This is a genomic window from Streptomyces sp. NPDC001678, assembly GCF_042892945.1.
Taxonomy (GTDB): domain Bacteria; phylum Actinomycetota; class Actinomycetes; order Streptomycetales; family Streptomycetaceae; genus Streptomyces.
The window spans coordinates 97,682-123,423 of record NZ_JBIAUP010000011.1; the positions used below are offsets into that span (position 1 = coordinate 97,682).

Annotated in this window: 24 protein-coding genes; 12 read left to right on the plus strand and 12 right to left on the minus strand. The window is 73.5% G+C overall.

The genetic code is table 11. The annotated features are described in order from the left end of the window. The first annotated feature begins 26 nt into the window (after window positions 1-26). The 4 genes from ACFYZR_RS22900 to ACFYZR_RS22915 all read left to right on the plus strand — a co-directional run bounded on the left by ACFYZR_RS22900 (window position 27) and on the right by ACFYZR_RS22915 (window position 4,274). Window positions 27-989 (plus strand): MerR family transcriptional regulator, encoded by a 963-nt coding sequence (locus ACFYZR_RS22900; RefSeq protein WP_391913094.1) that lies wholly within the window; start codon window positions 27-29, stop codon window positions 987-989. Window positions 990-1,180: 191 nt separating this feature from the next. Beyond that, window positions 1,181-1,846, plus strand: coding sequence for a DedA family protein (locus tag ACFYZR_RS22905; RefSeq protein ID WP_391913096.1), 666 nt, complete (start codon window positions 1,181-1,183; stop codon window positions 1,844-1,846). A 184-nt stretch (window positions 1,847-2,030) separates the two neighbouring features. Then, window positions 2,031-2,585 carry a gamma carbonic anhydrase family protein gene (locus ACFYZR_RS22910; protein ID WP_391913098.1) on the plus strand — a complete coding sequence of 185 codons (555 nt, stop codon included), beginning with the start codon at window positions 2,031-2,033 and terminating at the stop codon, window positions 2,583-2,585. 132 nt (window positions 2,586-2,717) lie between these two features. Beyond that, entirely contained in the window at window positions 2,718-4,274 is a 1,557-nt protein-coding gene (locus ACFYZR_RS22915; protein WP_391913100.1) for an RICIN domain-containing protein, read from the plus strand. Between the two features lie 118 nt (window positions 4,275-4,392). Here the strand turns inward: ACFYZR_RS22915 and ACFYZR_RS22920 are convergent, their stop codons facing one another. Continuing rightward, window positions 4,393-5,259, minus strand: coding sequence for an EamA family transporter (locus ACFYZR_RS22920; RefSeq protein WP_391913102.1), 867 nt, complete (start codon window positions 5,257-5,259; stop codon window positions 4,393-4,395). Between the two features lie 100 nt (window positions 5,260-5,359). Between ACFYZR_RS22920 and ACFYZR_RS22925 the strand changes: the two genes are divergently transcribed. Both ACFYZR_RS22925 and ACFYZR_RS22930 read left to right on the plus strand, forming a co-directional pair. After that, on the plus strand, window positions 5,360-5,932 hold the full coding sequence (locus tag ACFYZR_RS22925) for a helix-turn-helix domain-containing protein (protein ID WP_391913104.1): 573 nt from the start codon (window positions 5,360-5,362) through the stop codon (window positions 5,930-5,932). Window positions 5,933-5,997: 65 nt separating this feature from the next. Then, the gene (locus ACFYZR_RS22930; RefSeq protein ID WP_391913423.1) at window positions 5,998-6,540 is read left to right on the plus strand and encodes a YbaK/EbsC family protein; all 543 of its coding nucleotides are present in this window, start codon (window positions 5,998-6,000) and stop codon (window positions 6,538-6,540) included. Here ACFYZR_RS22930 and ACFYZR_RS22935 read toward each other — a convergent pair. Further along, window positions 6,499-7,092 carry a GNAT family N-acetyltransferase gene (locus ACFYZR_RS22935; RefSeq protein ID WP_391913106.1) on the minus strand — a complete coding sequence of 198 codons (594 nt, stop codon included), beginning with the start codon at window positions 7,090-7,092 and terminating at the stop codon, window positions 6,499-6,501. The genes ACFYZR_RS22930 and ACFYZR_RS22935 overlap by 42 nt on opposite strands. Before the next feature lie 53 nt (window positions 7,093-7,145). Then, window positions 7,146-7,553, minus strand: a complete 408-nt coding sequence (locus ACFYZR_RS22940) for a CoA-binding protein (protein ID WP_391913108.1) — start codon at window positions 7,551-7,553, stop codon at window positions 7,146-7,148. A gap of 98 nt (window positions 7,554-7,651) precedes the next feature. Here ACFYZR_RS22940 and ACFYZR_RS22945 point away from each other — a divergent pair, with 98 nt between their 5' ends. The 3 genes from ACFYZR_RS22945 to ACFYZR_RS22955 all read left to right on the plus strand — a co-directional run bounded on the left by ACFYZR_RS22945 (window position 7,652) and on the right by ACFYZR_RS22955 (window position 12,868). Then, window positions 7,652-8,278, plus strand: coding sequence for a YigZ family protein (locus ACFYZR_RS22945; RefSeq protein ID WP_391913110.1), 627 nt, complete (start codon window positions 7,652-7,654; stop codon window positions 8,276-8,278). Window positions 8,279-8,447: 169 nt separating this feature from the next. Further along, window positions 8,448-9,614 (plus strand): exonuclease SbcCD subunit D, encoded by a 1,167-nt coding sequence (locus ACFYZR_RS22950; protein WP_391913112.1) that lies wholly within the window; start codon window positions 8,448-8,450, stop codon window positions 9,612-9,614. Next, the gene (locus ACFYZR_RS22955; protein WP_391913114.1) at window positions 9,611-12,868 is read left to right on the plus strand and encodes an AAA family ATPase; all 3,258 of its coding nucleotides are present in this window, start codon (window positions 9,611-9,613) and stop codon (window positions 12,866-12,868) included. The genes ACFYZR_RS22950 and ACFYZR_RS22955 overlap by 4 nt, the downstream gene beginning before the upstream one ends. Here the strand turns inward: ACFYZR_RS22955 and ACFYZR_RS22960 are convergent. After that, window positions 12,816-13,304: an Lrp/AsnC family transcriptional regulator gene (locus ACFYZR_RS22960; RefSeq protein WP_391913116.1), complete on the minus strand. Its 489-nt coding sequence runs from the start codon at window positions 13,302-13,304 to the stop codon at window positions 12,816-12,818. The two genes, ACFYZR_RS22955 and ACFYZR_RS22960, sit on opposite strands and share 53 nt — an antisense overlap. A 94-nt stretch (window positions 13,305-13,398) precedes the next feature. Between ACFYZR_RS22960 and ACFYZR_RS22965 the strand changes: the two genes are divergently transcribed. After that, window positions 13,399-13,881 carry a rhodanese-like domain-containing protein gene (locus ACFYZR_RS22965; RefSeq protein WP_391913118.1) on the plus strand — a complete coding sequence of 161 codons (483 nt, stop codon included), beginning with the start codon at window positions 13,399-13,401 and terminating at the stop codon, window positions 13,879-13,881. Between the two features lie 114 nt (window positions 13,882-13,995). Here the strand turns inward: ACFYZR_RS22965 and ACFYZR_RS22970 are convergent, their stop codons facing one another. The 5 genes from ACFYZR_RS22970 to ACFYZR_RS22990 all read right to left on the minus strand — a co-directional run bounded on the left by ACFYZR_RS22970 (window position 13,996) and on the right by ACFYZR_RS22990 (window position 21,026). Then, on the minus strand, window positions 13,996-15,681 hold the full coding sequence (locus ACFYZR_RS22970) for a DUF885 domain-containing protein (protein ID WP_391913120.1): 1,686 nt from the start codon (window positions 15,679-15,681) through the stop codon (window positions 13,996-13,998). 63 nt (window positions 15,682-15,744) lie between these two features. Beyond that, a complete protein-coding gene (locus ACFYZR_RS22975) occupies window positions 15,745-17,148 on the minus strand; it encodes a GNAT family N-acetyltransferase (protein ID WP_391913122.1) in 1,404 nt (467 codons plus the stop codon). A 108-nt stretch (window positions 17,149-17,256) separates the two neighbouring features. Continuing rightward, on the minus strand, window positions 17,257-18,618 hold the full coding sequence (locus ACFYZR_RS22980) for a dihydrolipoyl dehydrogenase family protein (protein WP_391913124.1): 1,362 nt from the start codon (window positions 18,616-18,618) through the stop codon (window positions 17,257-17,259). Window positions 18,619-18,819: 201 nt separating this feature from the next. Beyond that, window positions 18,820-19,977, minus strand: a complete 1,158-nt coding sequence (locus ACFYZR_RS22985; RefSeq protein ID WP_391913126.1) for an RNA-guided endonuclease InsQ/TnpB family protein — start codon at window positions 19,975-19,977, stop codon at window positions 18,820-18,822. A 218-nt stretch (window positions 19,978-20,195) separates the two neighbouring features. After that, the gene (locus ACFYZR_RS22990; protein WP_391913128.1) at window positions 20,196-21,026 is read right to left on the minus strand and encodes an alpha/beta fold hydrolase; all 831 of its coding nucleotides are present in this window, start codon (window positions 21,024-21,026) and stop codon (window positions 20,196-20,198) included. Window positions 21,027-21,296: 270 nt separating this feature from the next. On the opposite strand from ACFYZR_RS22990, the gene sigJ reads away from it, so the two are divergent. Continuing rightward, complete coding sequence (sigJ, locus tag ACFYZR_RS22995; protein WP_391913130.1) at window positions 21,297-22,181, plus strand: RNA polymerase sigma factor SigJ; 885 nt, start codon at window positions 21,297-21,299, stop codon at window positions 22,179-22,181. A gap of 43 nt (window positions 22,182-22,224) precedes the next feature. Here sigJ and ACFYZR_RS23000 read toward each other — a convergent pair whose 3' ends face one another. Beyond that, entirely contained in the window at window positions 22,225-22,995 is a 771-nt protein-coding gene (locus tag ACFYZR_RS23000; RefSeq protein WP_391913132.1) for an SDR family oxidoreductase, read from the minus strand. 205 nt (window positions 22,996-23,200) lie between these two features. Here ACFYZR_RS23000 and ACFYZR_RS23005 point away from each other — a divergent pair, with 205 nt between their 5' ends. Next, window positions 23,201-23,944 carry a GntR family transcriptional regulator gene (locus tag ACFYZR_RS23005; RefSeq protein ID WP_391913134.1) on the plus strand — a complete coding sequence of 248 codons (744 nt, stop codon included), beginning with the start codon at window positions 23,201-23,203 and terminating at the stop codon, window positions 23,942-23,944. A gap of 21 nt (window positions 23,945-23,965) precedes the next feature. Here the strand turns inward: ACFYZR_RS23005 and ACFYZR_RS23010 are convergent, their stop codons facing one another. Then, a complete protein-coding gene (locus ACFYZR_RS23010; RefSeq protein ID WP_391913136.1) occupies window positions 23,966-25,123 on the minus strand; it encodes an ROK family protein in 1,158 nt (385 codons plus the stop codon). Window positions 25,124-25,202: 79 nt separating this feature from the next. Further along, entirely contained in the window at window positions 25,203-25,742 is a 540-nt protein-coding gene (mug, locus tag ACFYZR_RS23015) for a G/U mismatch-specific DNA glycosylase (RefSeq protein WP_391913138.1), read from the minus strand.

Consider the following 25,742-nt stretch of genomic DNA (forward strand, 5'->3'; position numbering starts at 1 on the left):
ACTCCACCTGGGGGAGGTTCAACCCGTTGTCCAGCGACGACACATGGAGCATCGGAGAGCTCGCCGAACGCGCGGGCACCACCGTCAAGACCGTCCGCTTCTACTCCGACCGCGGCCTGCTGCCCGAGGCCCGGCGCAGCACCGGCGGCCACCGCCGGTACGGCCCCGAGGCCCTCGACCGGCTCCGGCTGATCCGCTCGCTGCGCACCCTGGACCTGCCGGTCCCCGATGTCGGGCGGGTCCTCGGCCGGGAGGACGCCCCGGACGGCGCTGCGGACGGGGTCCTGGACGGTGTCCTGGAGGACGTCATCGCCGAGCGGCTGCGGGAGATCGGCTCGCGGATGGCCGCCCTGCGCTGGCGCGAGGCCGCCCTCCAATTGCTCCGGGACTGCCCGGCCGGGGAGCGCGCCGACCGGCTGCTCCTGATCGGCTCCATCTCCACCCCGCCCAGCACGGCCTCGCTGGTGCGCTTCTGGCGGGCATGGATCCCCCGGAGGCTCCCGGCCCGGCTCGCCTCCGCGATCGTCGACCAGGCCGTGCCCCCGCCCCCCGAGGACCCCACCCCCGCCCAGGTACTGGCCTTCGCCCGGCTGCACGCCTTCGTCTCGGGCGACTGCAACGGCGCGGACAACAGGCCCGCCGTGCACCGGCCCGAGGAGGGCTACCGCCCGGCCGTGCTCTACGACGGGCTGATCGAGGCGTACGCCCTGGCCTCGGCGGAACTGCGGGCGGGGAGCCCGGCGCGGCCCGGAGAGGCGCTCGACTGCTTCGTCTCCGCCTACGCCCACTCCCGTGGCACGCCCGACACCCCGGCCTTCCGCCGGCTGCTCGGCGGCCAGCTCGCCGCGGATCCGCGGATTGACCACTACTGGGGGCTCGTCGCCGAGCTGATCAGCCCGCCCTCCGGCCCGCCCGAGCCCACCGCGGGCTCCGCCCACGCCTGGCTCAGCGCCGCGCTGGACGCCGACACGGCCCGGGAGGCCGCCTGAGCCGGACGGCTACCGGCAGGTCGGAGAAGACGGTGTGGCGAAGATGTGACCGTCCCGCCTCAACCAGCGGACCCGGATCCGAGTCTTCACCTCCAGGTAGGCTTCCGGCGTGCGCGACATGGCGCGCCGGAGGCAGGTCGTACACATCGGGCCGCGCGCGAAGCGGGTCGTCAACCGGGGAGGATCCGGCGTTGCACATCCAGGAATGGCTCGAGACAGTTCCGGCCATCGCCGTCTACCTTCTGGTGGGCGGAGTGATCGGTCTGGAGAGCCTGGGCATCCCGCTGCCCGGTGAGATCGTGCTCGTCAGCGCCACGCTGCTCGCCGCCTCGCAGGACCACATCAACCCGTATGTGCTCGGCGGGTGCGCCGTCGCGGGTGCGATCGTCGGCGACTCCATCGGCTATCTGATCGGCCGCAAGGGCGGCAAGCCGCTGCTGGACTGGCTGGGCCGCAAGTTCCCCAAGCACTTCGGCCCGCAGCATGTGGCCACCGCCGAGAAGGCGTTCACGAAGTGGGGCATGTGGGCCGTCTTCGTCGGCCGGTTCATCGCCCTGCTCCGGATCTTCGCGGGACCGCTCGCCGGTGTGCTGAAGATGCCGTACTGGAAGTTCCTCATCGCCAATGTCCTCGGCGGCTTCGTCTGGGCCGGCGGCACGGTCGCGCTGATCTACTCCGTCGGCAAGGTCGCCGAGGAATGGATCGGGAAGTTCTCCTGGCTCGGCCTGGTGGCCGCGCTGCTCTTCGGCCTGGGGTCCTTCGTGGTGATGCGGGTCAAGGCCAAGAAGGCCGCGCGCGAGAGCGAGGCGGCCGCGGGGCAGCCCGCCGAGGCCGAGGCCGTCGCCGCCGCGGAGTGACGAGGACGCCGTACCGGACGTCGTACCGGTCGTACTGAAGGCCCCCGGGATTCGGGTGAATCCCGGGGGCCTTCGGCGTATCCCCGCGGAGCGGGTCGTCATCGTGCGCGGGACGCGGGACGCGGGGGGTTACCGTTTCCGGGGCGCGGAAGGCGCCGGCGAATCCGAGGGAGGGGTCAGGGCGATGACGGAACGGGCACTGGTCAAGGCGGTGGCGGGCAAGGAGCCCGCGGTCGACCCGGAGGCCTTCACGGCCCCGACCTCCGTCGTGCTCGGCGACGTCACCCTCGCGGCCGGGTCGAGCGTCTGGTACCACGCCGTGCTGCGCGCCGACTGCGGCCCCATCGAGCTGGGCGCCGACAGCAACATCCAGGACAACTGCACCGTGCACGTCGACCCCGGCTTCCCGGTGCGTGTCGGCGAGCGGGTCACGGTCGGGCACAACGCCGTACTGCACGGCTGCACCGTCGAGGACGACGTGCTGATCGGCATGGGCGCGACCGTGCTCAACGGCGCGGTGATCGGCGCCGGTTCGCTGGTGGCCGCGCAGGCGCTCGTGCCCCAGGGGATGCGGGTGCCGCCCGGCTCGCTGGTCGCGGGCGTGCCCGCGAAGGTGCGCCGGGAGCTGACCGAGGAGGAGCGCGAGCATATCCGGCTCAACGCCGCGATGTACCTGGATCTGGCGAAGGCCCACCGCGAGGTGTTCCAGACCGAGGTGTTCCAGACCGGGGTGTCCTAGATCATCGAGGTGTCCTAGATCACTGAGGCGAGTTCCGTACGGAATCCGTCATTCCGGCTTTTTTCACCCTACGCTCACCGAACGCGACAGGAGAACCACAAAAACGATACAGACTCACCATGGAAAGCGGTCATGAACAGACATATAGCAAGAGCCGCGAAGGTCCTCGCCGCGCCGGCCTTGGCCCTGACCTTCCTCGCACCTGTCCTCGCCGTGACCGCGACTCCCGCGGCCGCCGCCGCGACCGACGCCTACACCTTCACCAACCCCAACGGCACCCTCAACGCGACGGGCAACAACGACGGGAACCAGATCTCCGTCACCCCCGACGGCACCAACTACACGAACTGGCGCCTGATCAAGCTCGGCGACCCCGGCACGTTCAACATCGCCAGCGCCTCCTCCGGGAAGTGCGTCTACGCCTCCCAGCCCGCCGTGCAGCAGTCCTGCGGCAAGGACGGCCAGCAGTGGCACTTCCGTCCCGTCGACGGCAAGCCCAACGCGTTCGGCATCGCCCGCCGCGACGACCGCAGCGGCACCGAGTACTGCATGGACAACCGGGGCGGCCTCCACCTGTGGGGCATCCTCGCCCAGCCCAACATCTGCAACGGCAGCGCGGCCCAGGAATGGACGGTCCCCGCGTCGAAGGCGGCCGAGGCCAGGCAGCTCGCCCTCGAGTACTACGCCGACCTGTGCTCCAAGAAGACCTCCACGTGTTCGTGGACGCAGAAGTCCGAGGGGCAACCGGAAGTTCTGCCCCGTCAGCCCGCCTCGTCGGTCTGGTACAACGACACCAGCGCGACGATGAAGCAGGTCTTCACCACGATCTACCGCTCCGGATGGTCGCAGGCGTACTCCGCGGGCGTGTCGACCTCCGCCGGCGTCTCCGGTGTCTCCGTCCCGGTCCAGGCGATGATCTCCAGTCAGCTGACCGCGACGACGGTGTACAGCTCCGACGAGACGACGATCAACGGCATCGCCGTGGACGTCCCGCCGAAGAACTATGCCTGGGTCGACTTCGCGGCCGTCGGCAAGAAGGTCACCGGCACGTGGACGTTCAACACCGACAACCAGCCGTGGACCATGGACGCGACCGTCACCGTCCCCGTCATCAACTCGACGGCCGGATCCACGATGTACATCGCCCGCACCAGCAGCGACCCGGCCGGCAGCAGTGGCAGTACGACCAGCCCTGATGTGAAGCCGCAGACTTTCGCCACGACCACGACGAAGACCTTCAGCCTTCCTGCGGGAGCTCAGGTGACGTCGTCCAACGGCACCGTCACCGCGACGGACACCGACGGCACTGTTGCCACCATCCTCCCCACCACGCTGAAGGACACCGACGGCACGACCCACAAGGTCGGCCTGACCGTCTCCGGCAACACGGTGACCCAGACCGTCGAAGGCGTCACCGGCGACACGATCACCGGCACCATGAGCCCGCCGGTCTTCTCGGTGAGAGCAGGAGCGGCCGCACCCGCCGCCGCGAAGGCCCTGGCGAAGACGGCCGCCATGGCGCAGCCCGCCGCGTCCGGCGACAAGAGGGGCCGCATGAACTGCATCGGGGACAAGATGGGCGAGGGGGCCACCTTCGGCCTCCTCGGTGCTGCCCTGGGACAGCCCGAAGCCGTTCTGGGCGGAGTCTTCGGCGGCCTCGTCATCGGCCTCGCCCAATGCACCAGGTGACCTGACCCACTGCTGAACGACCGCGTCCCCCTGCCTACGGACTGGCAGGGGGACGCGGTGTTTTCTTGGGAGCAAGGGGGCGAGGCGACGCCTCAGGTCGTCTGTCCCTACCCGGCCGTCAGCCCGTCGCCAGCAGGACCGTTCCGACGAGCGCCAGGCCCGCGCCCGCGGCCTGCACCGCGCGCAGCCGTTCGCTCAGGAAGCCCCGGGCGGCCAGCGCGGTGACCACCGGGTAGAGGGAGGCGAGGACGGCCGCGACGGTCACCGGGCCGTTGTTGGCCGCGATGCTGTACGTGCCGTTGGCGGCCACGTCGGACAGGCCGACGAAGGCGAGCGCGGGCAGCGCCGAGCGGATGCCCTGCCAGCCGCTGTCGGGGAGGGCCGGGGCACCCCGGCGGACGGAGGCGTAGAGGGCGCCGGCGCCCACCACCACATTGCACAGGCGCTGGACGAAAAGGGCGAGGAAGAGCCCGGTGAGGTTGTGCGAGGCCTCGGCTATCAGCGCCATCACGGAGCCGAAGCCGAAGGCGGCGACGAGCGTGAGCACCAGGGTCTGGCGCTGTACGGGCGCGCCGCCGAGCCCCGGGCCGCTGGCCAGGACGACGCCGGCGACGGCGACCGCGATGCCCGCGAACTGGAGCAGGCCGGGGCGCTCGCCCAGGACGAGCCCGACGCCGAGCGGCACCGCGACGCCGCCGAGCGCGCCCAGCGGGGAGACGACGCCCATCGGGCCGAGGGCCAGGGCGCGGTAGAAGGCGAGCATCGCCGCCGGGCCGACCACGCCGGCCGCGACCGCGTACCAGAGCTGGGGGCCGGCCTCGGACCAGCCGCCGGTGGCGACGACGATGGAGCCCAGCGCGGCCACGGCCAGCAGCTGGGAGACCAGGACCACGGTCAGGGCGGGCATGCGCCGGGTGAGCAGACCGCCACCGAAGTCGGCCAGCCCCCACATGAGGCTGGTGGCCAGGGCGAAGACCGGTGTCATGGGAAGGACCTCGCAGTACAGTGTGGTGAACAGTGGAGTCCGGGACACCGTAGTTCATCATTTTAAACTTGGCGAAAAAATATATTGGACGGGACCGAACGTGACGGACCTCGATCAGCTCACACAGTCCCTCGCCCGTAACCTCAAGCGCTGGCGGGGCGAGCGCAACTTCACCCTCGACGCCCTGGCGGCCCGCTCCGGGGTCAGCCGCGGCATGATCATCCAGATCGAGCAGGCCCGGACCAACCCCAGCGTCGGCACCACGGTCAAGCTCGCCGACGCGCTGGGCGTCAGCATCACCACCCTCCTCGACTACGAGCAGGGCGCGCGCGTCCGGGTCGTCCCCCGGGAGCAGGCGGTGCGGATGTGGTCCACCGAGGCCGGCAGTCACACCTCGCTCCTCGTCGGTACTGAGGCGCGCGGCCCGCTGGAGCTGTGGGAGTGGCGCATCGTGCCCGGCGACAGCAGTGCCTCGGACGCCCACCCGCCCGGCACGGTCGAGCTGCTGCGGGTCACCGCCGGGGAGCTCACCCTCGTCGTCGACGGGGCGGAGCACCGGGTGCCGGCCGGCAGCTCGGCCACCTTCGAGGCGAACGTGCCGCACACCTACCGCAACGACGGCTCCGAACCGGTCGAGATGACCATGGCGGTGGCCGTGCCGCCCGCCCGCTGAGACGCCCCGGCGCCGCGGCGGACGGGGCTGTTACCGTGACGATCATGAGCGAGAACCCGACGCCCATGGAGGCGTTCGACGACGTCGGGCCCGCCGTGGAACGGCTGGGGCTGCTGGTCCCGCCCGTGGCGGAGGCGATCCGGGGCTGGGGCGGCCCGGTGCCGGTGGAGGAGCTGCTCCACGTCGACACCGCGGCGGAGAAGGCCGACACCGCCGTCCTCGTGGCCCACTACGGGCAGTGGCTGCTGGAGAAGTCCGCGAACTGCGTGATCGTCGCGGCGCGACGCGGCGGGGAGACCTCCCTCGCCGCATGCGTCGTCCTCGGCCACACCCGCGCCGACGTCAACGGCGTCGTACGCCGCCATCTCGGCGCGCGCAAGGTCTCGTTCGCGGCCATGGACACCGCGCTCGCCGAGACGGGGATGGAGTACGGCGGCATCACCCCGATCGGACTGCCCGCCGGCTGGCCGGTGCTGGTGGACGCGGCCGTCGCCGACAGCCCGTACGTGCTCATCGGCAGCGGCGGCCGCCGGGGCAAGCTCATCGTGCCCGGCAAGGCCATCGCCTCACTGCCGGGTGCCACCGTCCTGGACGGGCTCGCCGGCTGACACGTTCGGTCGGCCGGCATCGGCCGTCCGGCCGGCACCGGCCGTCCGCCGTGACACGTCGAGCGACAGCGCCAGCGAATGCTCGCCGAAACCGAGGCCGCGGTACAGCCGCTCGGCGTCGTCCGTGGCATGGAGATCGACGCGCGTGACGCCCCGCTCGGCGAGCCAGTCGAGCAGCGCCTCCGTCGTGGCGCGGGCGAAACCCCGCCCCCGGTAGGGGACATCGGTGCACACGTTGAAGACGAAGCCGAACAGGCCCGTCGGATGCCCCGGGGCGGGCAGCCGCTCCTCGATCCGGCCGACCGCGCACGCCGCCAGACGCGGTACCTCTCCCGGGCCGGTACCGCCGAGGGCCGGTTCGCCGTCCACGACGAATCCGACGAGCCCCGGCCGCCCGGTCTCCGTCTCCGCGAGCTGCCGCCGCGCTGTCTCTTCGGCCGCGGCCTCCCAGGGGCCGGGGGAGTCATGGCCGTTCATCGCGGCGAACATCACACGGCGCAGCCGGACGATCTCGGCGGCGTCCTCGGGGCGGGCCATACGCGGAACGATCATGGACTGACGCTAGCGCACGGCCCGCCGTGCGGACCTGGCTTCCGGCGGAGCGCTCAGCGCAGCCGGGGGATCTCGATCGCGGGGCAGCGGTCCATGACCATCGGCACTCCCGCCGCGCGCGTCCGCTCGTACGCGTCCTCGTCGATCACGCCCAGCTGGAACCAGACGGCCTTCGCGCCCACCGCGACCGCCTCGTCCGCGACCGCGCCCGCGAACTCCGAGCGGACGAAGACGTCCACGACGTCGACGTCGAAGGGGATGTCCGAGAGCGAGGCGTACCCCCGCTCGCCGTGCACCGTCTCGGCCTTGGGGTGCACGGGCACGACGCGCTTGCCGTGGCGCTGGAGGAACTCGGCCACGCCGAACGCCGCGCGCTGCTCATTGGCTGACAGACCGACCACCGCCCAGGTGGGGCCGGTCCCCTCGATGATCTTCCGGATGATCCCCGGTTCTGCGTACATGCCCGCTCAACGAGCTTCCCCACCCCACCATTCCCGGGATCACCCACGAGATCCGGCCAAGATCCGGACCGGATCCGGGGACGAATTAGGCTTACGGAATGCACGACGAATACCGGACGGTCGCGCGCGAGGGCGTGCACGAGATCGAGATCAACAAGTCGCGCTTCATCTGCGCGCTCGCGCCCGCCGCGACCGAGGAGGAGGCACAGGCCTTCATCGCCCGGATCCGCAAGGAGCACCCCACCGCGCGCCACAACTGCTGGGCCTACGTCATCGGCGCCGACGGCTCCGTCCAGAAGGCCAGCGACGACGGCGAGCCCGGCGGCACCGCGGGCGTGCCCATGCTCCAGATGCTGCTCCGGCGCGAGACCCGCTACGTCGTCGCGGTCGTCACCCGCTACTTCGGCGGCATCAAGCTCGGCGCCGGCGGGCTCATCCGCGCCTACGGCGGCGTGGTCGGCGAGGCCCTCGACACCCTGGGCACCATCACCCGGCGCCGCTTCCGGCTGGCGACCGTCACCGTCGACCACCAGCGCGCCGGAAAGCTGGAGAACGAACTGCGCGCCACCGGCCGCGCGGTACGGAACGTGACCTACGGCACGGGCGTCAGCATCGAGATCGGGCTGCCCGAGGCGGACGTCGAGTCCTTCCGCTCCTGGCTCGCCGACACCACGGCGGGCTCGGCCCGGCTGGAACTGGGCGGGGAGGCCTACGGCGACGTCTGACGGACGACGGGCCACCGCCCGCGTCCGGCCGATCGTGCCACCCGGCCCCCGCCTGGATGCGAAACTGGGGGACAGGTTTGGACAGAGTGCCGTCCGGTACGGACGCGACGCGTGCGCGTACCGGAGACGACAGCGGAGGGGACGAGACGATGCGGGCCGGAGCCGTCCTGTGAGACTGCTGCACACCTCGGACTGGCACCTCGGACGGTCCTTCCACCGCGTGAACCTCCTGGAGGCCCAGCGCGCCTTCGTCGACCACCTCGTACGGACCGTCCGCGAGCACCGCGTCGACGCCGTGCTCGTCGCCGGCGACGTCTACGACCGGGCCGTGCCCCCGCTCGCCGCCGTCGAGCTCTTCGACGAAACCCTCCACCGGCTCGCCGAGCTCGCCGTCCCCACCGTGATGATCTCCGGCAACCACGACTCGCCCCGCCGCCTCGGCGTCGGCGCCGGGCTCATCGAGCGCGCCGGGATACACCTGCGCACCGACCCCGACGGCTGCGGCACGCCCGTCCTCCTCGCCGACACCCACGGCGACGTCGCCTTCTACGGCCTGCCCTACCTCGAGCCCGCCCTCGTCCGCGAACGGCTGGGCGCCGAGCGGGCCGGGCACACGGCCGTGCTGCGGGCCGCCATGGACCGGGTACGGGCCGACCTCGCCGGGCGGCCCGACGGCACCCGCGCCGTCGTCCTCGCCCACGCCTTCGTCGCCGGGGGAACCACCAGCGACAGCGAGCGCGACATCACCGTCGGAGGCGTCGCCGCCGTCCCCGCCGAGGTCTTCGACGGCGTCCACTACACCGCCCTCGGCCACCTCCACGGCAGCCAGGCCATCACCGACCGCGTCCGCTACTCCGGCTCCCCGCTCGCCTACTCCTTCTCCGAGGCGAACCACCGCAAGACCATGTGGCTGGTCGACCTCGACGGGGACGGCACCGTCACCGCCGAGCGCCTCGACTGCCCCGTGCCGCGCCCCCTCGCCCGGATCCGCGGCCGACTGGAGGAGCTCCTCGCCGACCCGGGCCTCGACCGGCACGAGGACGCCTGGGTCGAGGCCACCCTCACCGACCCGGAACGCCCCCACGAGCCCATGGCCCGGCTCACCCACCGCTTCCCCCACACCCTCAGCCTGGTCTTCGAACCCGACCGGGCCCCCGAGGACCCCCTCGCCTCCTACGCCTCGCGGCTGCGCGGCCGCACCGACCAGCAGATCGCCGAGGACTTCGTGGCACACGTACGCGGCGGCGACGGACCCGACGCGGCCGAGCGCGCCGTGCTCACCGCCGCGCTCGACTCCGTCCGCCTGGACGAGGCCGCCCGCGAGGTGACCCCGTGAGGCTCCACCGGCTCACCCTGACCGCCTTCGGGCCCTTCGGCGGCACCCAGCACATCGACTTCGACGAACTCGCCGGCGCGGGGCTGTTCCTGCTCCACGGGCCCACCGGCGCGGGCAAGACCTCCGTCCTCGACGCGGTCTGCTACGCGCTCTACGGCGGTGTGCCCGGCGCCCGGCAGGGCACCGGCCTCACCCTGCGCAGCGACCACGCCGATCCCGCCACCGCCACCGAGGTCGTCCTCGAACTCACCGTCGGCGAACGGCGTCTGGAGCTCACCCGGCGCCCCGAGCAGCCCCGCCCCAAGAAGCGCGGCACCGGCTTCACCCGGGAGAAGGCGTACAGCGCGCTGCGCGAACTGCCCGCCGGGGCCACGGAGTGGAAGGGGCTCAGCCGCTCCCACGACGAGATCGGCGAGGAGATCACCCGGCTGCTCGGCATGAACCGCGAGCAGTTCTGCCAGGTCGTCCTGCTGCCCCAGGGCGACTTCGCCCGCTTCCTGCGCGCCGAGGACGGCGCCCGCGCCCGGCTGCTCGGCCGCCTCTTCGACACCGGCCGCTTCGCCGCCGTGGAGGAACACCTCGCGGAGCTCCGCCGCACGGCGGAGGCGCGGGTGCGCGCGGGCGACGAACGCCTGCTCGCCCTCGGCCACCGGATGCGGCAGGCGGCCGCGGACCCGTCCCTGCCGGAGGTGGGGACGCCGCACCCGGCGACGGTGCCCGACACCGCCCCGGGCGCGGCGCGTCAGGCGGCTCCGCCGCCGGGCGGGGCCGGGGACCCGTCGGCCGTCAGGACCCAGGGCCCGGAGGGCGCCCCGCCGACGCCGGCATCCGGCTCCGCGGGCGCCGGGTCGGCCCGCCGGGCCGGGGCGAGCGGCACGACGGCCACGGCTCCCCGGCGCGCCGGGCGCGTGCCCGCGCCCCGGGCCGGGCGGGGGGCGGTGGCCGTGCCGCTCGTGCCCGGGGACGCCGGGCTCGCCGAGGCCGTGCTGGAGTGGGCGGCTCTCGCCCGTACGCACGCGCGGGAGCGGCGGGACATCGCCGACGCCGCGGCCCGGGCCGCCGAGCGCGGGCATCACGTCGCGCGGCAGCGCGCCGACGAGGCGCGGGACCTGGAGCGGTCGCAGCGGCGGTACGCCGACGCACTGCGGCGTGCCGCCGCCCTGGAGGAGGGGCGGGAGGAGCGGGACGCGCTGCGCGAGCGGCTCGCGCGGGGGCGGGCGGCCGAGGTCGTCGCGCCCGCGCTGGAAGCGCGCGACCGGGCCGAGGCCGGGCACCGGGCCGCGGCCGAGGCCGAGCACCGGGCCAGGACGCCGCTCCCCGCCGAACGCCGCGAGGCGGGCGCCGAGGAGCTGGGCGCCCTGGAGCACGCCCTGCGCGAGGAGCTCGGCGGTCTCGCCGCCGCCCGCCGGGACGAGGACCGCGCCACCGCGATCACCGCCGAGACCAAGGGCCTGGAGCGGGCCGCCGACGCCGACGAGGCCCTCCTCGCCGAGGCCGCCGACTGGCTGGCCGGCTGGGACGCCGCCCGCCGGGACCACCAACGGCGCGTCGACGAGGCACAGGAGGCCGCCGGGCAGGCCGAACGCCTCGCCACCCGCCTGGAGACCGAACGGCAGCGGCTCGCCGCCGCCCGCCGCCGCGACGGGCTCGCCCATGAGGTGTCCGCCGCGGAGGCCCGGCTGCTGCGCGCCCGGGAGGAGGCCGTCGCCGCCCACGAGCACTGGCTCGACCTCAAGGAACGCAGGCTGCGCGGCATCGCCGCCGAGCTCGCCGCCGGGCTCACGCCCGGCGCCCCCTGCGCCGTGTGCGGCGCCACCGAACACCCCGGCCCGGCCCGCGCCGACGCCGGACAGGTCGACCGCGCGGCCGAGGAGGCCGCGCTGGCCGCGAGCCGGCGCGCCGAAGAGGCCCGGGACGCGGCGGACCAGGCGCTGCGGCCGCTGCGCGAGGGGCTGGCCGTGGCCGCCGCCGACGCGGGCGAGGCCACCGTCGCCGGCCTCACCGCCCTCGTCGACGACCTGGCCCGCGCCCACGCGGAAGCCCGCGCCGCCGCCGAGGACCTCCACCGCGCCCGCCAGGCCCTGGAGAGCGCCGAGCGCGAGCACGAGCGGCGCCGCGCCGGACAGGAGGAGGCCCGGCTGCGCCTCGCCGCCCACGCCACGCGCCGGGACGGCCTCGACGCGGAACTCCGGGCGCTGACCCGGGAGCTGGACCGCGCCCGGGGCGGCGCCGAGAGCGTCGCCCACCGCGCCGCGCTGCTGGAGCGCCGGCTGGGCCTCGTCGCCGGCGCCGCCGAGGCCGCGCGGGAGACCGCCCGCACGGCGGACCGGCTCAAGGAGGCCGACGACCGGCTCGCCGACGCCGCCTACCGCGCCGGTTTCGGCACCCCCGCCCAGGCCGCGCAGGCGCTGCTGAGCGCCCCCGAGCGACGGGAGCTCGAGGAACGGGAGGAGGCGTGGCGGCGCGAGGAGGCGGCCGTCGCGGCCGAACTGGCCGACCCCGGCCCGGCGGAGGCCGCCGCGCTGCCGCCCGCCGACCCGGAGGCGGCCCGCGCGGCCGCCGACGCCGCGACCCGGCTGCTGCGGCACGCCTCCGCCGAGGAGGCCGCCGCCCGGACCCGCTGCGACGAACTGGACCGGCTCTCCGCCGAGGCCGTCGCCGACGCCCGCCGCCTGGCCCCGCTGCGCGCGGAGTACCACCGGGTGGCCGAGCTCGCCTCGCTCGCCGCCGGCACCTCCGCCCGCAACGAACGCAAGATGCGCCTGGAGTCGTACGTCCTGGCCGCCCGGCTGGAGCAGGTCGCCGCCGCCGCGACGGTCCGGCTGCGGCGGATGTCGGGCGGGCGCTACACCCTCGTCCACTCCGACGCCCGGACCTCCGGGCGCGGCCGCTCCGGCCTGGGCCTGCACGTCGTCGACGCCTGGACCGGCAGCGAGCGCGACACCGCGACGCTCTCCGGCGGGGAGACCTTCTTCGCCTCGCTCGCCCTCGCCCTGGGCCTCGCCGACGTGGTCACGGAGGAGGCGGGCGGCGTCCGCCTGGACACCCTCTTCATCGACGAGGGCTTCGGCAGCCTCGACGAGCAGTCCCTCGACGAGGTCCTGGACGTCCTGGACTCGCTGCGCGAGCGCGACCGCACTGTCGGCATCGTCAGCCACGTCGCCGACCTCAGACAGCGCGTTCCCGCGCAACTGCACATCGTCAAGGAGCGGTCGGGCTCGTCCGTCCGGCACCGGGCGGCGTCCGCCGGCTGAGCGCGCGGCGGGGCAGCGGCGAGGAGTAGACCACGCTCGTGGTCACGGCGCCGAGCCCGCCGACCCGGCCCGCCACCTCCTCCAGGTGACGCATGGAACGGGCGGCGACCTTCAGCACGAAGCAGTCGTCGCCGGTGACGTGGTGGGCCTCCAGGATCTCCGGGGTCGAGTCCAGCAGATCGTGGAAGGGCTTGTAGTTGCCGTTCGGGTAGCGGAGCCGGACGAACGCCAGCACCGGCAGACCGAGCCGCTCGGGGTCCACCACCGCGGTGTAGCCCTCGATGACGCCCGCCTCCTCCAGCCGGCGGACCCGCTCGGTCACGGCGCTGGCGGACATGTTCACCGCGCGGGCCAACTCGGCGTAGCCGGCCCGGCCGTTGCTCTGGAGGGCGTCGAGTATGCGCCAGTCGGTGGCGTCGGGGGAATAGCCGGTCATGTGCGATGTCTAGCAGGGGATTCCCCGGTAGGGCAATGGTTTCACCGTGGATCACAGGTTCCGGCCGCCGGTCACGGACCGTAGATTTCCGGGCATGACCGCAACCGTCGCCCGGGCCGTCAGCCCCGTCCTCGCCGTCCCGCCCGCCGATCCCGCCGCCGCGGCGGCCTACTTCGCGGCCCGGCTCGCCTTCCACACCGACGTCGCCGACGTCCACGCCGCACTGGCCACCGGCCGCGCGGACTTCACGGTGGTCGACTCCCGATCCACCGCCGCCTGGGACCAGGGGCACGTCCCCGGCGCGGTCCATCTGCCGACCGCCGACGTCCCGCGGCTGGCCGCCGGGCTCCTGGACCCCGCCGTGCCCGTCGTCGTGTACTGCTGGGGGCCCGGCTGCGACGGCGCCACCCGGGCCGCGCTCGCCCTCGCCCTCCTGGGCTACCGCGTCAAGGAGATGCTGGGCGGCATCGAGTACTGGATCCGCGAGGGCTACGAGGTGGAGACCCGGGAGGGCAGGAGCGTCCGGGAGCCCGATCCGCTGACCGCCCCGGCCGGCGCCGCCGACTGCGGCTGCTGACGGCCGCGCCTGCCCCCGGCCGCCGACCGGCTGCCGCCCCCGACCGGCCGTCGCCCCCGACCGGCTGCCGCACCCGGCAGGGCGCGGCAGCCGTAAGCGGCAGCCGTACGCGCCTCAGAGCGCCGACAGCTCCGTCACCAGGTCGTCCAGGCCCAGCGAGCCCAGGGACAGCGCCGCCATGTGCCAGGCCTTGGCGTCGAACGCGTCCCCGTGCCGCTTCCGCGCCGCCTCGCGCCCCGTCAGCCACGCCCGCTCGCCGAGCTTGTAGCCGATCGCCTGCGCCGCCATCCCCTGATAGCGCACCAGCTCGCTGTCGACGAAGTCCGCCGGGCGGCCGCTGTGCATGCCGAAGAACTCCCGCGCCAGCTCCGGCGTCCAGCGCTCACCGGGGTGGAAGGGGGAGTGCCCGGGGATCTCCAGCTCCAGGTGCATACCGATGTCGATGATCACCCGCGTGGCGCGCATCATCTGGGCGTCCAGATAGCCCAGGCGACGCTCGGGGTCGGTGAGGAAGCCCAGCTCGTCCATGAGCCGCTCCGCGTAGAGCGCCCAGCCCTCGCAGTTGGCGCTGACGAGGCCGACCGTGGCCTGGTAGCGGGAGAGCCGGTCCGCGACGTGCACCCACTGCGCCAGCTGGAGGTGGTGGCCGGGCACGCCCTCGTGGTACCAGGTCGACACCAGGTCGTACACCGGGAAGCGGGTCTCGCCCATGGTGGGCAGCCAGGTGCGGCCCGGGCGGGAGAAGTCCTCGGACGGCTGGCTGTAGTACGGCGCCGCCGCGCCGCCCGGCGGGGCGATGCGGGACTCGACGCGCTTGACGCGCTCGGCCAGTTCGAAGTGGGTGCCGTCCAGCGCCTCGATCGCCTCGTCCATCAGCTCCTGGAGCCAGACGCGCACCTCCTCGACGCCCTCGATGTGGGTGCCGTGCGCGTCGAGGTGGGCCAGCGCCTCCCACGGGCTCTTCGCGCCCGGCAGGATCTTCTCCGCCTCCACGCGCATCTCCCCGAGTATGCGGTGGAATTCGGACCACCCATAGGCGTACGCCTCGTCCAGGTCCAGGTCGGTGCCGTTCCAGTAGCGGGACCAGCGGGCGTACCGCTCACGGCCCACGACGTCCGGCGCGCCCTCGACGGCCGGGGCGTAGACGTCCCGCAGCCAGTCGCGCAGCGCGACGAGGCCGCCCGTGGCGACGAGCGCCGACTCCGCGAGCTCGGCGCGCAGTTCCTCGGGCCCGTCGGCGACGAAGTCGCCGAACCAGCCCGCGTCCGTGCCGATCCAGTCCGTCAGCTGCCCCAGCACCGTGGTCACCTGGAGGGGGCCGCCGAGCAGGCCCCGCGACAGACCCTCGGCGAGGGAGGCGCGATAGCCCTCCAGGGCCGCCGGCACGGCGCGCAGCCGCTCGGCGACGGCCGACCAGTCGTCCTTGCCGTCGAGCGGCATGAGCGTGAACACCTCGCGCACCATGTGCAGCGGCGAGTGCAGATTGCTGACCGTGCGCAGGTGCTCGCCCGCGTCGTGCACGGCGAGTTCGGCGGTCAGCCGCTCGCGCAGCAGCCGGGCGCAGCGCCGCTCGCCGTCGCTGTCCGCGCCAGGCCGCGTCTCGGCCTCGGCCAGCGCCGCCAGGGTGGCGCGGGCCAGGTCGGCGACGGCCCGCTGCCCCGCCGGGGAGAAGTCCGGCAGCCGCCGGGAGCTCTCCGCGACCCCCAGGAAGGTGCCGGTGATCGGATCGAGCTCGGTGAAAGCGGTGACGTAGGCGTCGGCGACCTGGCGGGGCAGTTCTGCGCTGGTGGTGTTCGGCATGCGCCCATCCTCGTACGCGCGGTGCCGCCGCGTCACCGGTTTTTTCCTCCGGCGGGCCGCCGGTCAGCCACCCGTGGCGCGGCGTACGGTCACGGGACGTCCCGGGGTGACCGGGGGCCGGCCGGCGGTGCGGGCGGCGATGCGGGCGGTGATGACGAGCGTGCCCTCCTCGACCTGGTAGTCCAGGGGCAGTTCCAGGGCGCGCATGGCGGCGACGACGCCGGTGTTGGAGGCGGTGGTGACGGCGTAGACGCTCTCGCAGCCCGCCTCGGTGGCCATGGCCGCCAGCCGGCCCAGCAGTTGGCCGCCGACCCCGCGCCGCTGCCAGGCGTCCTCGACGAGCAGCGCGACCTCCGTCTCGTCGCCGTCCCACAGCAGATGTCCCAGCGCCACCAGCCGTCCGGTGGCGGTGTACGCGGCCAGGGTGCGGCCGAAGCGGGGGCTCAGCAGGTGGTGGAGATAACGGTCGGCGTCGCCGACGGGGCCGTGGTAGCGCTGGGAGAGCGTCGCGGGGGAGCAGCGCTCGTGCATCTCCCGGGCGGCGGCCAGGTCGCCGGCGCAGGCGCGCCGGACGGTGATCTCGCCGCCCTCGGGCAGCGTCAGCACGTCGCCCGGGCGCGTGGCGCGCGGGCCCAGGCGGGCGTCGAGCTCGACCAGCGCGCGGGCGCGGGCGAACTCGGTCGGGGTGAAGGGCAGATACGGGCGGTCGATGGTGATGGTGCCGCCGGAGGGGTCGCGCAGCCGCATCACCGTCCCCTCCCACACCCCGTCGTCCGGTACGGACTCGCCGTCCGCGCCGGAACGGGCGGCCGGTATCGAGCGGATGGTGCAGCGGCCCAGCAGCCGGCGCAGGGCGAGCGGCAGTTCGGCGGCGTCGAGGGCGGTGCGGGTGGCGAGGTGGAGGACCCGGGTGGGGGCGTCCACGAGGTCGTGGGCGTCGGCCCGCTCCAGCCAGGTGTCGCGGCCGCCGCCCTCGGCTGCGGCGCGGGTGAGCTCGGCGGGAGCCAGGGCGGCGGGGGCGCGCAGCAGCAGTTCGTCGGCGGTGCCGTCGCCCAGCGGGTGGGTCTGGAGGGACAGTATGTCGACGCCGAGGCCCGCGAGGGCCAGGCCGAGGGCGGCCAGGCTGCCGGGCTCGTCGCGTACGGTCGTCCGCATCCGCCACAGCGTCGTGGGGCCGCCCTGCCGGGCGGAGGGCGCGGCGCCGTCGGCCGTGGCGGGCGGAGCGGGTGTGGGGTCGGGGGCCGGGGGCGCGGGGCCGCGGCGCCGTGACCACCAGGTGTGGAAGGCGGCCGTGGCCAGCAGCGCGGCGGCGGAGGCACCCAGCAGGACGGGGCCGTCGGGGCCGTGGACGACGGTGTCGGCGACCGAGTCGGCGATGGCGACCGCGCTGAACAGGGCGGCCAGTTCCACCAGGTCCCGGCGCCAGTGGTGCCGGTGGGAGCTCTTCGCGATGGTCTCGTCGGTCATGCGGCCACCCTGACGGAGCGGTGTTGCGTGATCACGAACACCCTGTGTCCGATGAGTAAAGGCCGCTTCTGTTCGCTTCTGTGCCCGCTGGGTAAATTTTCCTGATGTTTACGCGCCGAGATCGCGCAGCGCGTCCTCCACGCCCCGGTGGAAGGTGGGGTAGGCGTAGATCATGTGCCGGAGCGTGGCCACGGGCACCCGCGCCTGGACCGCCACCGCCAGGCCGTACATCACCTCGCCGCCCATGGGCCCCATCGCCGTCGCCCCGACCAGCACCCCGCGCTCCGCGTCCTCGACCAGTTTGACCAGTCCCTCGTTGCCCGCCTTGTGGATCCAGCCGCGCGTCGAGTCCGGCACCTTCGAGCACCCCGTGCGCACCCGCAGCCCCTTGTCGCGGGCCTGCTTCTCGGTCAGGCCCACCGCGCCGACCTCCGGGTCGGTGAAGGTGACCCGGGGCAGGGCGCGGTAGTCGGCGTCCGGGCCGCCCCGGCCGAGGATCTCGCGGAGCACGATGTCCGCCTCGTACATCGCCACATGGGTGAAGGCCCCGTGCCCGGTCACATCGCCCAGCGCCCACAGCCCCGGCGCCACCCGCATCCGGCCGTCCGTCGGCAGCGCCCGGGCCGACGGGTCGAGGCCGACGGTGTCCAGCCCGAGCCCGGAGAGGTTTGCATGGCGGCCGGTGGCCACCAGCAGCTGATCTCCCGTCAGTTCCGAGCCGTCCGCCAGTTCCAGCACGAACGCGTCGCCGTCGTGCCGCACCCGCGCGGCCCGGGTGCCCGTCCGCAGCGTCAGCCCCTCGGCGCGCAGCACCCCGGCCAGCAGTTCGCCCGCCTCCGGCTCCTCCGCGGGGATCAGGCCGTCCATCGCCTCGATGACGGTGACGCGCGTACCGAAACGGGCGTAGACCTGGGAGAGCTCGACGCCGATCGCCCCGCCGCCCAGCACCAGCAGCGAGCGCGGCGGCTCCTTCGCGGCGATCGCGTCCCGGTTGGTCCAGTACGGCACGGTGTCCAGGCCCGGCACCGGCGGGATCTGCGGCTTGCTGCCCGTGGCGACGACGATGCCGCGCCGGGCCTCGAAGACCTCGTCGCCGACCGCCACCTTCCCCGGCCCGGCGAGCCGCCCCCGGCCGCGCACCAGCCGGCCGCCCTTCCCGGTGAACCGGTCGGCCGCGACCCGGTCGTCCCAGTCGTCGGTGGCGTCGTCCCGGACCCGGGCGGCGACCGGGGCCCAGTCCGCGTCGACCCGCGCCGAGCCCGCCATACCGGGCACCCGGCGGGCCTCGGCCAGCAGATTCCCGGCGCGGATCATCATCTTGCTGGGCACACAGGCCCAGTACGGGCACTCGCCGCCGACCAGCTCGGCCTCGACGCCCACCACGTTCAGCCCGGCCTCCGCCAGACCGCCCGCGACGTGCTCACCGCCGGGGCCCATCCCGATGACGACGACATCCACCTCTTCGGCCACGGCACCGCACCTTCCTCGCGACGGGGTGAGGCTGTCACCATCCCACCGCGCCTGGAAGAGTGCTGCAACTGGGGCGCGTCGGACAGTCAACTTCTCAGCCTTGAAGGACCCTGCTGACCGACCGGATCCCTAGCTGAGTCGCGCTCCCGACTGTCCCCTACGGCAGGACGGTCACGGGTCGCATCTCCCACGGCAGAAGCCTTACCTCCGCTGTGAAACGGGTCCGTTGACGAGGACCCACGCCGAGCGTGCACGGTTGCGCACGTTGACCCCGGCGACGAGGTCGGCGGGGCCAGCGAGCCCGCACCGCCTGCATCGGAAAGTGTCCCGTTCGGGACGGTTGTCCCTCGCTGTGTGCCTGCAGCGTGGGCACATCTGTGAGGTGTAGGCAGCATCCACTTCGATCACCGGTACACCCAGACGGAGGGCCTTGTAATGGATGTGTTCGGCGAGCTGGTGGAACGGCCAAGTGGAGAACGTGGCCCGCTGGTCGCGGGAAGGCCGTACCCGGTCGCGGATGCCGTCGAGCTCTTCGAGGGCGATGCCGCGTCCGGTGCGTTGTGCGACGGCCACGATCTTTTTGGCGATTCTGTGGTTGATGTGCGCGGCGTGCCGAGCTTCTCTCTTTGCGCGCCGTTTGGCTCGGCGGTTCGCTGAACGAGTCCGCTTTGCCTGGAGCTCCTGACGTTTTCGGGCATGCCACCGCCGATACCGGGACAGGCGGCGGCCCTGATGGTTGTCCCCGTCCGAAGTGGTGGCGAGGTTGACGACGCCCCGGTCTACTCCGATCCAGTCGACGGGGTCGTACAGCTCACCTTCTGGCACTTCACATACCGCCACCAGGAACCACTTCCCGTCCCGGTGTGCCAGATCGGTCTGACCTTTTCGGTACTCGCGCAGTGTCTTGAGTTGATTCGCACCACCGGCGAACTCGATACCGCGCAGACGTCCGCACACGGTCCAGATGCTCACTGTGCCCGTGTCCATCTGCCAGGACAGAATGCGGTCGTCGAACGGTTGCGCCGCGTCGATACGGAAAGAGATCGGCTTGCCTTCTGCCTTCGCGCGTCGTTTCGAGCCCTCCGGCCCGAGATTTCCGGCTCGGATGTTCGCGCGTAGCGTGGTGTAAGCGTCCACGACCTTCTTGACTGTGCGGACCGCTGGTTGTGCACCGAGCCCATAGTCGGCCTTGAGGTGGGCGTATACGAGCTTCTGTAAGTCGTTCCGGGACTGGGGGCCAGTCTCGAATGCAACGGTTGACGCCCGGTTGGCCGCCGTATTGCACGCGTGCAGTGTGGCCTTGAGGGCTGTCGCCTGCTCGGGCGACGGCAGAAGCTTCACCTGCACCACGATCTTCACCCGTTCACCGTATCGGGGGGGCGCCGTCAATACGCTCGAGATTTTCTTTTTTGTGCGTTCAAACCACTTCAGTGCACTGTTTGGGGCAGTTTCTGTTCCTTTCTGAAGAAGTTGTTCGGTGAGGCATGGGCGCGCTGGCTCAGTGGGCGCGCCCATGCCGCCACCGTCCTGCCCCGCGCTGTCGTGGGCCCGGCAGTCGAACATCCCGTGAACAGCGCTCAGCGCGAGGTGTCCAGTGCGACGCGGGTGACGAGCGCCGGGTCGTCGTTCATGGGCACGTGACCACAGCCGGGCAGGCGGACCAGCCGGGCCCCGGGGATCACCTTCTTCGCCCGCACCCCCTGGCGCCGCGGAAGCACCCGGTCACTGGTGCCCCAGGCGATGGTGACCGGCACGTCCGGCACGTCGTGGGTGTAGAGCAGCGAGCGCCCGGCGGCCAGGGTGGCCTCGAAGCCCGTCGCCCCGCGCATCGCCCGTGACTCGGCGACCACCGCGTCGGGCGAACGGCGGCCCGGCCGGGCGTAGATGGAGCCGGTCAGCGCGGCGCGCCCCGCGGCCGAGCGGGCCAGCCGGGCCACGGTGGGCTCCGGCATCCGCGACGCGCCCGTCCGCAGGGACCGCAGCACCGCGTACGCCCACCGGCGCTCGCCCTTGGTCCAGAACCCGGCGGGCGAGAGCGCCGTGACGGACCGTACGAGCTTGCGGTGCCCCAGCTCCAGGGCGATCAGGCCGCCGAGGGAGTTGCCCACGACGTGCGGCCGGTCCAGGCCGAGGGCGTCGAAGAGCGCGCCGAGCACGGGGATCACGCCCTTGAGGTCGTAGGAGATCCCGCCGGGCAGCCCGGGGGAGAGCCCGAAGCCCGGCAGGTCGACGGCGATGACGTCGTGCTCGGCGGCGAGCAGGCCCAGCACCGGGTCCCAGACCTGCAGATGGTGGCCGATCCCGTGCAGCAGAACCATGGGCTCCCCGCCGCCGAGGCGTTCGTACACCACCGTGGCCGTGCGCGGTCCGGAGGGCGTGTCGACGGGAAAGGAGATCTTCTCGGCCATGGGCGGCTCCTCGTCATCCGTGGGGCGACGTACCCAAGCGCTCCGCTGGAAGTCCGGTACGTCATCTGCTGGTGCGTCGTGGCTGGTCGCGCAGTTCCCCACGCCCCTTCGGGGCGCCACCGAACCGCACCGGACTTCGCCAAGGCCGCTTAGACAGGATGTCAGCAACGGTTACCGCTGGGTAGAGCGTGGGCGCGAGCTCTGCCCACGAGCGACGGGTGAGACCCGGTTCACGTGGACATTCACCATCCCCTCCGCTGGGATGAGGAGGTGAACGCAAGCGATGCCCTGCTCGACGTCTTCGAGGAACACCGCGCCACCCTGGGCGGGGTGGCCTACCGCATGCTCGGCCGGTTCGCCGACGCGGAGGACGTCGTCCAGGAGGCGTGGCTGCGCTGGTCGGCGGCGGACCGCGAGGACGTCCGCGACCCGCGCGGCTATCTCGTGCGCGTCACCACCCGGCTGGCCCTCGACCGGCTGCGCCTGGCACACACGCGGCGCGAGGCCTATGTGGGGCCGTGGCTGCCCGAGCCCGTCGCCACCGACTTCGGCGCGACCGTCCCCGACACCGCCGAACGGGCCGTGCTCGCCGACACCGTCTCCCTCGCCCTGCTCGTCGTCCTCGAATCGCTCTCCCCGCCGGAGCGCGCGGTCTTCGTCCTCCGCGAGGCCTTCGGTTTCCCCTACGCGGACATCGCCGAGGCCCTCGACCGCTCGGAGGCGGCCGTGCGGCAGCTCGCCGGGCGGGCCCGCCGTCATGTGGCGGAGCGCAGACCGCGCTTCGACGTCGACGCCGCGGGCCGCCGGGAGCTCACCGAGCGGTTCCTCGCCGCCGCCACCGGCGGCAGCGTCGGGGACCTCCTGGCCCTCCTCGCCCCCGGTGTCCGTCTCGTGGGCGACAGCGGCGGCAAGGCCAAGGGCCCGCTGCGCGTGCTGGAGAGCGCCGACAAGGTCGCCCGTTTCCTGCTGGCCATCGCCGCCAAGCCGATTCCCGACCCGGAGGTCCGCCTCGTCGAGGTCAACGGCGCCCCGGCGGTGCTGGTGCTGTCCCGGGGGCTGCCCGACACCGTGCTCAGCGTCGAGACCACCGACGGGCTCATCGCGGAGATCCATGTCATGCGCAACCCCGACAAGCTGACGGGGGTGCTGCCCTGACGTCCCGGCCGGGGCCGGGACGTCAGGACGGGCCGGGGTACGGCTACAGCCCGCCGGCCACGCGCAGCACCGCGCCCGTGGTGTACGACGCCTCCGGCGACAGCAGCCACGCCACCGCCCCGGCGACCTCCTCCGGCTCCCCGGGGCGGCCCATCGGTATCCCGCCGGCCTTGCGCCAGGGGCGCTCGGGGTCGCCCATCGAGGCGTGGATGTCCGTGGCGATCATGCCGGGCTGGACGGAGTTGACCCGGATACCTTCGGCGGCCAGCTCCTTGGACAGGCCCATCGTCATGGCGTCCACGGCGGCCTTGCTCGCCGCGTAGTGGACGTACTCGCCCGGGCTGCCCAGGGTGGCGGCGGCCGAGGAGATGTTCACGATGGCGCCGCCCCGGCCGCCGAGGCTCGTCGACATCTCCAGCGCCGCCCGCCGGGCGCAGATCAGCGCACCGGTGACATTGACGTCGACCACGCGGCGCATCTGCTCCACGGGGGTCTCCGTGAACCGGCCCAACAGCCCGGTGATCCCGGCGTTGTTGACGAGGCCGGTGACCGCTCCCAACCGCTCCTTCACCGCGTCGAAGAAGGCGTCGACCTCGCTCTCGACGCTGGTGTCGACCTGCAGGGCGACGGCCGCCACGCCCTCCGCGCGCACCGCCTCGGCCGTCTTCTCCGCGGCCTCCGCCGAACGCTCGTAGCCGATGGCCACCGCGTGACCCGCGCGCGCCAGCCGCAGGGCGACCGCGGCGCCGATGCCCCTGCTCGCTCCGGTGACCACCGTGACCTGGTCCGGGATCTGGTCCGTGACCTGTCGCATCGTCCGCCCCCTTGCCGCTCCGCCGATTCGCACCGACTCGTACTGGTGATCAATAACCGTATCCGACGGTATCGGAGGGCACTGACAGTGGCCGGTTCGCGACGCCATTGGTCTTGACCAAGTAGGCGCACCGCCCTATGGTCGCAGGCATACTGCAACAACCTTTAATAAATAAGCGCGCGAAAAGCCTTTGCGGAGGGTCAGGGTGGGGAGCACGCAGCTGGAATCGGTGCCGGAGCCCAAGTACTGGCACCTGAAAACCGTCCTCAGCGACGCACTCGACTCCGAGTTCGCGGTGGGTGAGATCCTGCCCAACGAGCGTGAGCTCGCGGCCCGTTTCGGCGTCGCCCGGGCCACGCTCCGTCAGGCGCTGGAGCAGTTGGAGCTCGAGGGCCGGCTGCAGCGCCGGCGCGGCGTCGGCACCACCGTCGCCCCGCCCCGGATGGGGGTCGCGGTCACCGACACCGAGCACTCCTGGCCCGGTGCGCCGGGCGACGCCTGGCAGCCCGTCGACAGCGCCGAGCAGATCCCGCCGGCCGCCGTGGCCCGGCTCCTCGACCTGGATCCGGCCGCATCGCTGCACACCGTCCGCCGCACCCGCAAGACGCGCGCCCAGCCGGTCGCCACCGAGGTGCTGTACGTGCCCGCCGCCAGCGTGCCCGGTCTCGCCGCCGACGAGCCGCCCACCGGGCCGGCCCGCGCCCACGCCGTGCTCCGCGAGCTCCAGCGGCTGCGGCTGGAGGGGCAGGACCAGGCCGTGGAGCTGGGCTCGGCCCGCGCCGACGACGCCAAGCAGCTCGACAGGCTGCCCGGTTCTCCCGTCCTCGTCGTCACCACGCGCTACTTCTCGGGCGGGCGCACCGTCGCCGTCGCCGTGGCCACGTACCGCGCCGACACCTGCCGGCTGACCTTCGGGGACACCCCCGCTGTCCAGCTCCTGGCAGGCTGACGCGCGCCGCCCGCCCGCCGGTCACCGGCGGGCGGTGACCGTGCTCTCGACCGCGAAGAGCTGCTTCTCGACGTGGTCGAGGGCCAGGCGCAGCGCCCCCGTGGCGACCGCCGCCTCGCCCAGCAGCGACTGGGCCACCAGCGGCGGCCGCAGACAGTAGCGGGCGAGCCGGGTGCGCAGCGGCTCCAGGATCCCGTCCAGGCCGGCGGCCCAGCCGCCGACCACGACCAGTTCCGGGTCCAGCGCCAGCACCAGCGCCGCCACGTCGTGCACGAGCCTGCGCAGATACCGCTCCACGGCGGCCCGGGCGCGTTCGTCCCCCCGTGCCGCGAGCGCGAACACCTCGGCCACCTGGGCCTCGTCCAGCGGATGCAGCGGTTCCCCGGTGGGGGAGAGGACCTCCTCGGGGGTGGCCTCGCGCCCCAGCAGATGCAGCGCGCCGATCTCCCCGGCCGCGCCCCCGAAGCCCCGGTGGAGCCGCCCGCCGATCAGCGCGCCGGCGCCCGGGCTCAGCCCGGCCAGCACGAACACGACGTCGTCGGACTGCCGGGCCGCGCCCTTCCAGTGCTCGGCCACGGCCGCCGCGTTGGCGTCGTTCTCCACCAGCACCGGGCAGCGGAACGAGCGGCGCAGCCGCTCCCCGAGCGGCAGCCCCGTCCAGCCCGGCAGCGCCGTGCCCAGCCGTACGGTGCCGTCCGCCTCCACGATGCCGGGGGTGGCCACGCCCACCGCCCGCAGTGAACTGCGGGCCACGCCAGAGCGCTTGAGCAGATCGGCGACGGCCACCCGCACCTGCTCCAGGCGCTCGTCGGCCGGCGCGGTCTCGGAGACCTCCACCTGCGCGGAGCCCATGACCCGCCCGCCCAGATCCGCCATCAGCGCGGCGACGCGGTGCGGGCCGATCTCGACGCCCAGCAGATGCCCGGCCTCCACCCGGAAGCGGAACCGCCGGGCGGGGCGGCCCTGACGGCGCGTCGCGCTCTCGTCGACGGCGGCCTCCACCACCAGACCGGTGTCGATGAGCCCCTCGACCACGCCTTCGACGGTCGGCCGGGACAGGCCCGTCACCGTGACCAGGTCCGTGAGCGTGGGGGCCTCGGCGGCGCGCAGCGCGTGCAGCACCACGGCCGAATTGATCCGCCGCAGCAGCGACGGATCCCCGCCGGTGAGCCGCCCCACGTGCCGCCTCCTACTAGCTTTGCGCTCCCTTTGCCGACGGATCGTAGCCGGTGGGAGTCGAGGGGGCGAGCGTCAGGGCTTACCCGTTGCCCACGGCGGCGCGCAGCCGCCCGTACTCCTCGGCCATCCTGGGCAGCGTCCAGTGCGCGTTCAGCCCACTGGGGTTCGGCAGGGCCCAGATCCGTGTGTCCCCGATCGTCCGCTCCTGCGGCCCGATCTTCGCCTTCTTGTCGCCGAAGGCGACGCGATAGGCGGTCACTCCGGCTATCGCCAGCCATTTCGGCCGCAGCAGGAGGACCTTCTCCACGAGAAGGCGCCCGCCCTCCCGGTACTCCTCGTCCGTCAGCTCGTCGGCCCGCGCGGAGGCCCGGGCCACCACATTGGTGATCCCGAGCCCGTAGCCGGGCAGCTCGTCCTGCTCCGCCGGTGCCAACTGGCGGGGGGTGAAGCCGGAGGCGTGGAGGACGGGCCAGAAGCGATTGCCGGGGCGGGCGAAGTGATGGCCCGTGGCAGCGGTCATCAGCCCGGGGTTGATGCCGCAGAACAGGACGTCGAGGCCGTCCGCGACCACGTCGGGGACGAGACGGTCGCGGGCGGCCTCCAGCTCTTCGGGAGTCAT

What these genes read in the sequence shown, in the direction of transcription:
- ACFYZR_RS22930 (WP_391913423.1), top strand. Translation starts at nt 5,998, where the DNA reads ATGGAGGCGTTCGACGACGTCGGGCCCGCCGTGGAACGGCTGGGGCTG.
- mug (WP_391913138.1), bottom strand. Translation starts at nt 25,742, where the DNA reads ATGACTCCCGAAGAGCTGGAGGCCGCCCGCGACCGTCTCGTCCCCGAC.
- ACFYZR_RS22960 (WP_391913116.1), bottom strand. Translation starts at nt 13,304, where the DNA reads ATGACCGGCTATTCCCCCGACGCCACCGACTGGCGCATACTCGACGCC.
- ACFYZR_RS22975 (WP_391913122.1), bottom strand. Translation starts at nt 17,148, where the DNA reads ATGACCGACGAGACCATCGCGAAGAGCTCCCACCGGCACCACTGGCGC.
- ACFYZR_RS22935 (WP_391913106.1), bottom strand. Translation starts at nt 7,092, where the DNA reads ATGATCGTTCCGCGTATGGCCCGCCCCGAGGACGCCGCCGAGATCGTC.
- ACFYZR_RS22915 (WP_391913100.1), top strand. Translation starts at nt 2,718, where the DNA reads ATGAACAGACATATAGCAAGAGCCGCGAAGGTCCTCGCCGCGCCGGCC.
- ACFYZR_RS23000 (WP_391913132.1), bottom strand. Translation starts at nt 22,995, where the DNA reads ATGCGACAGGTCACGGACCAGATCCCGGACCAGGTCACGGTGGTCACC.
- ACFYZR_RS22945 (WP_391913110.1), top strand. Translation starts at nt 7,652, where the DNA reads ATGCACGACGAATACCGGACGGTCGCGCGCGAGGGCGTGCACGAGATC.
- ACFYZR_RS22910 (WP_391913098.1), top strand. Translation starts at nt 2,031, where the DNA reads ATGACGGAACGGGCACTGGTCAAGGCGGTGGCGGGCAAGGAGCCCGCG.
- ACFYZR_RS22990 (WP_391913128.1), bottom strand. Translation starts at nt 21,026, where the DNA reads ATGGCCGAGAAGATCTCCTTTCCCGTCGACACGCCCTCCGGACCGCGC.
- ACFYZR_RS22920 (WP_391913102.1), bottom strand. Translation starts at nt 5,259, where the DNA reads ATGACACCGGTCTTCGCCCTGGCCACCAGCCTCATGTGGGGGCTGGCC.
- ACFYZR_RS22940 (WP_391913108.1), bottom strand. Translation starts at nt 7,553, where the DNA reads ATGTACGCAGAACCGGGGATCATCCGGAAGATCATCGAGGGGACCGGC.
- ACFYZR_RS22965 (WP_391913118.1), top strand. Translation starts at nt 13,399, where the DNA reads ATGACCGCAACCGTCGCCCGGGCCGTCAGCCCCGTCCTCGCCGTCCCG.
- ACFYZR_RS22970 (WP_391913120.1), bottom strand. Translation starts at nt 15,681, where the DNA reads ATGCCGAACACCACCAGCGCAGAACTGCCCCGCCAGGTCGCCGACGCC.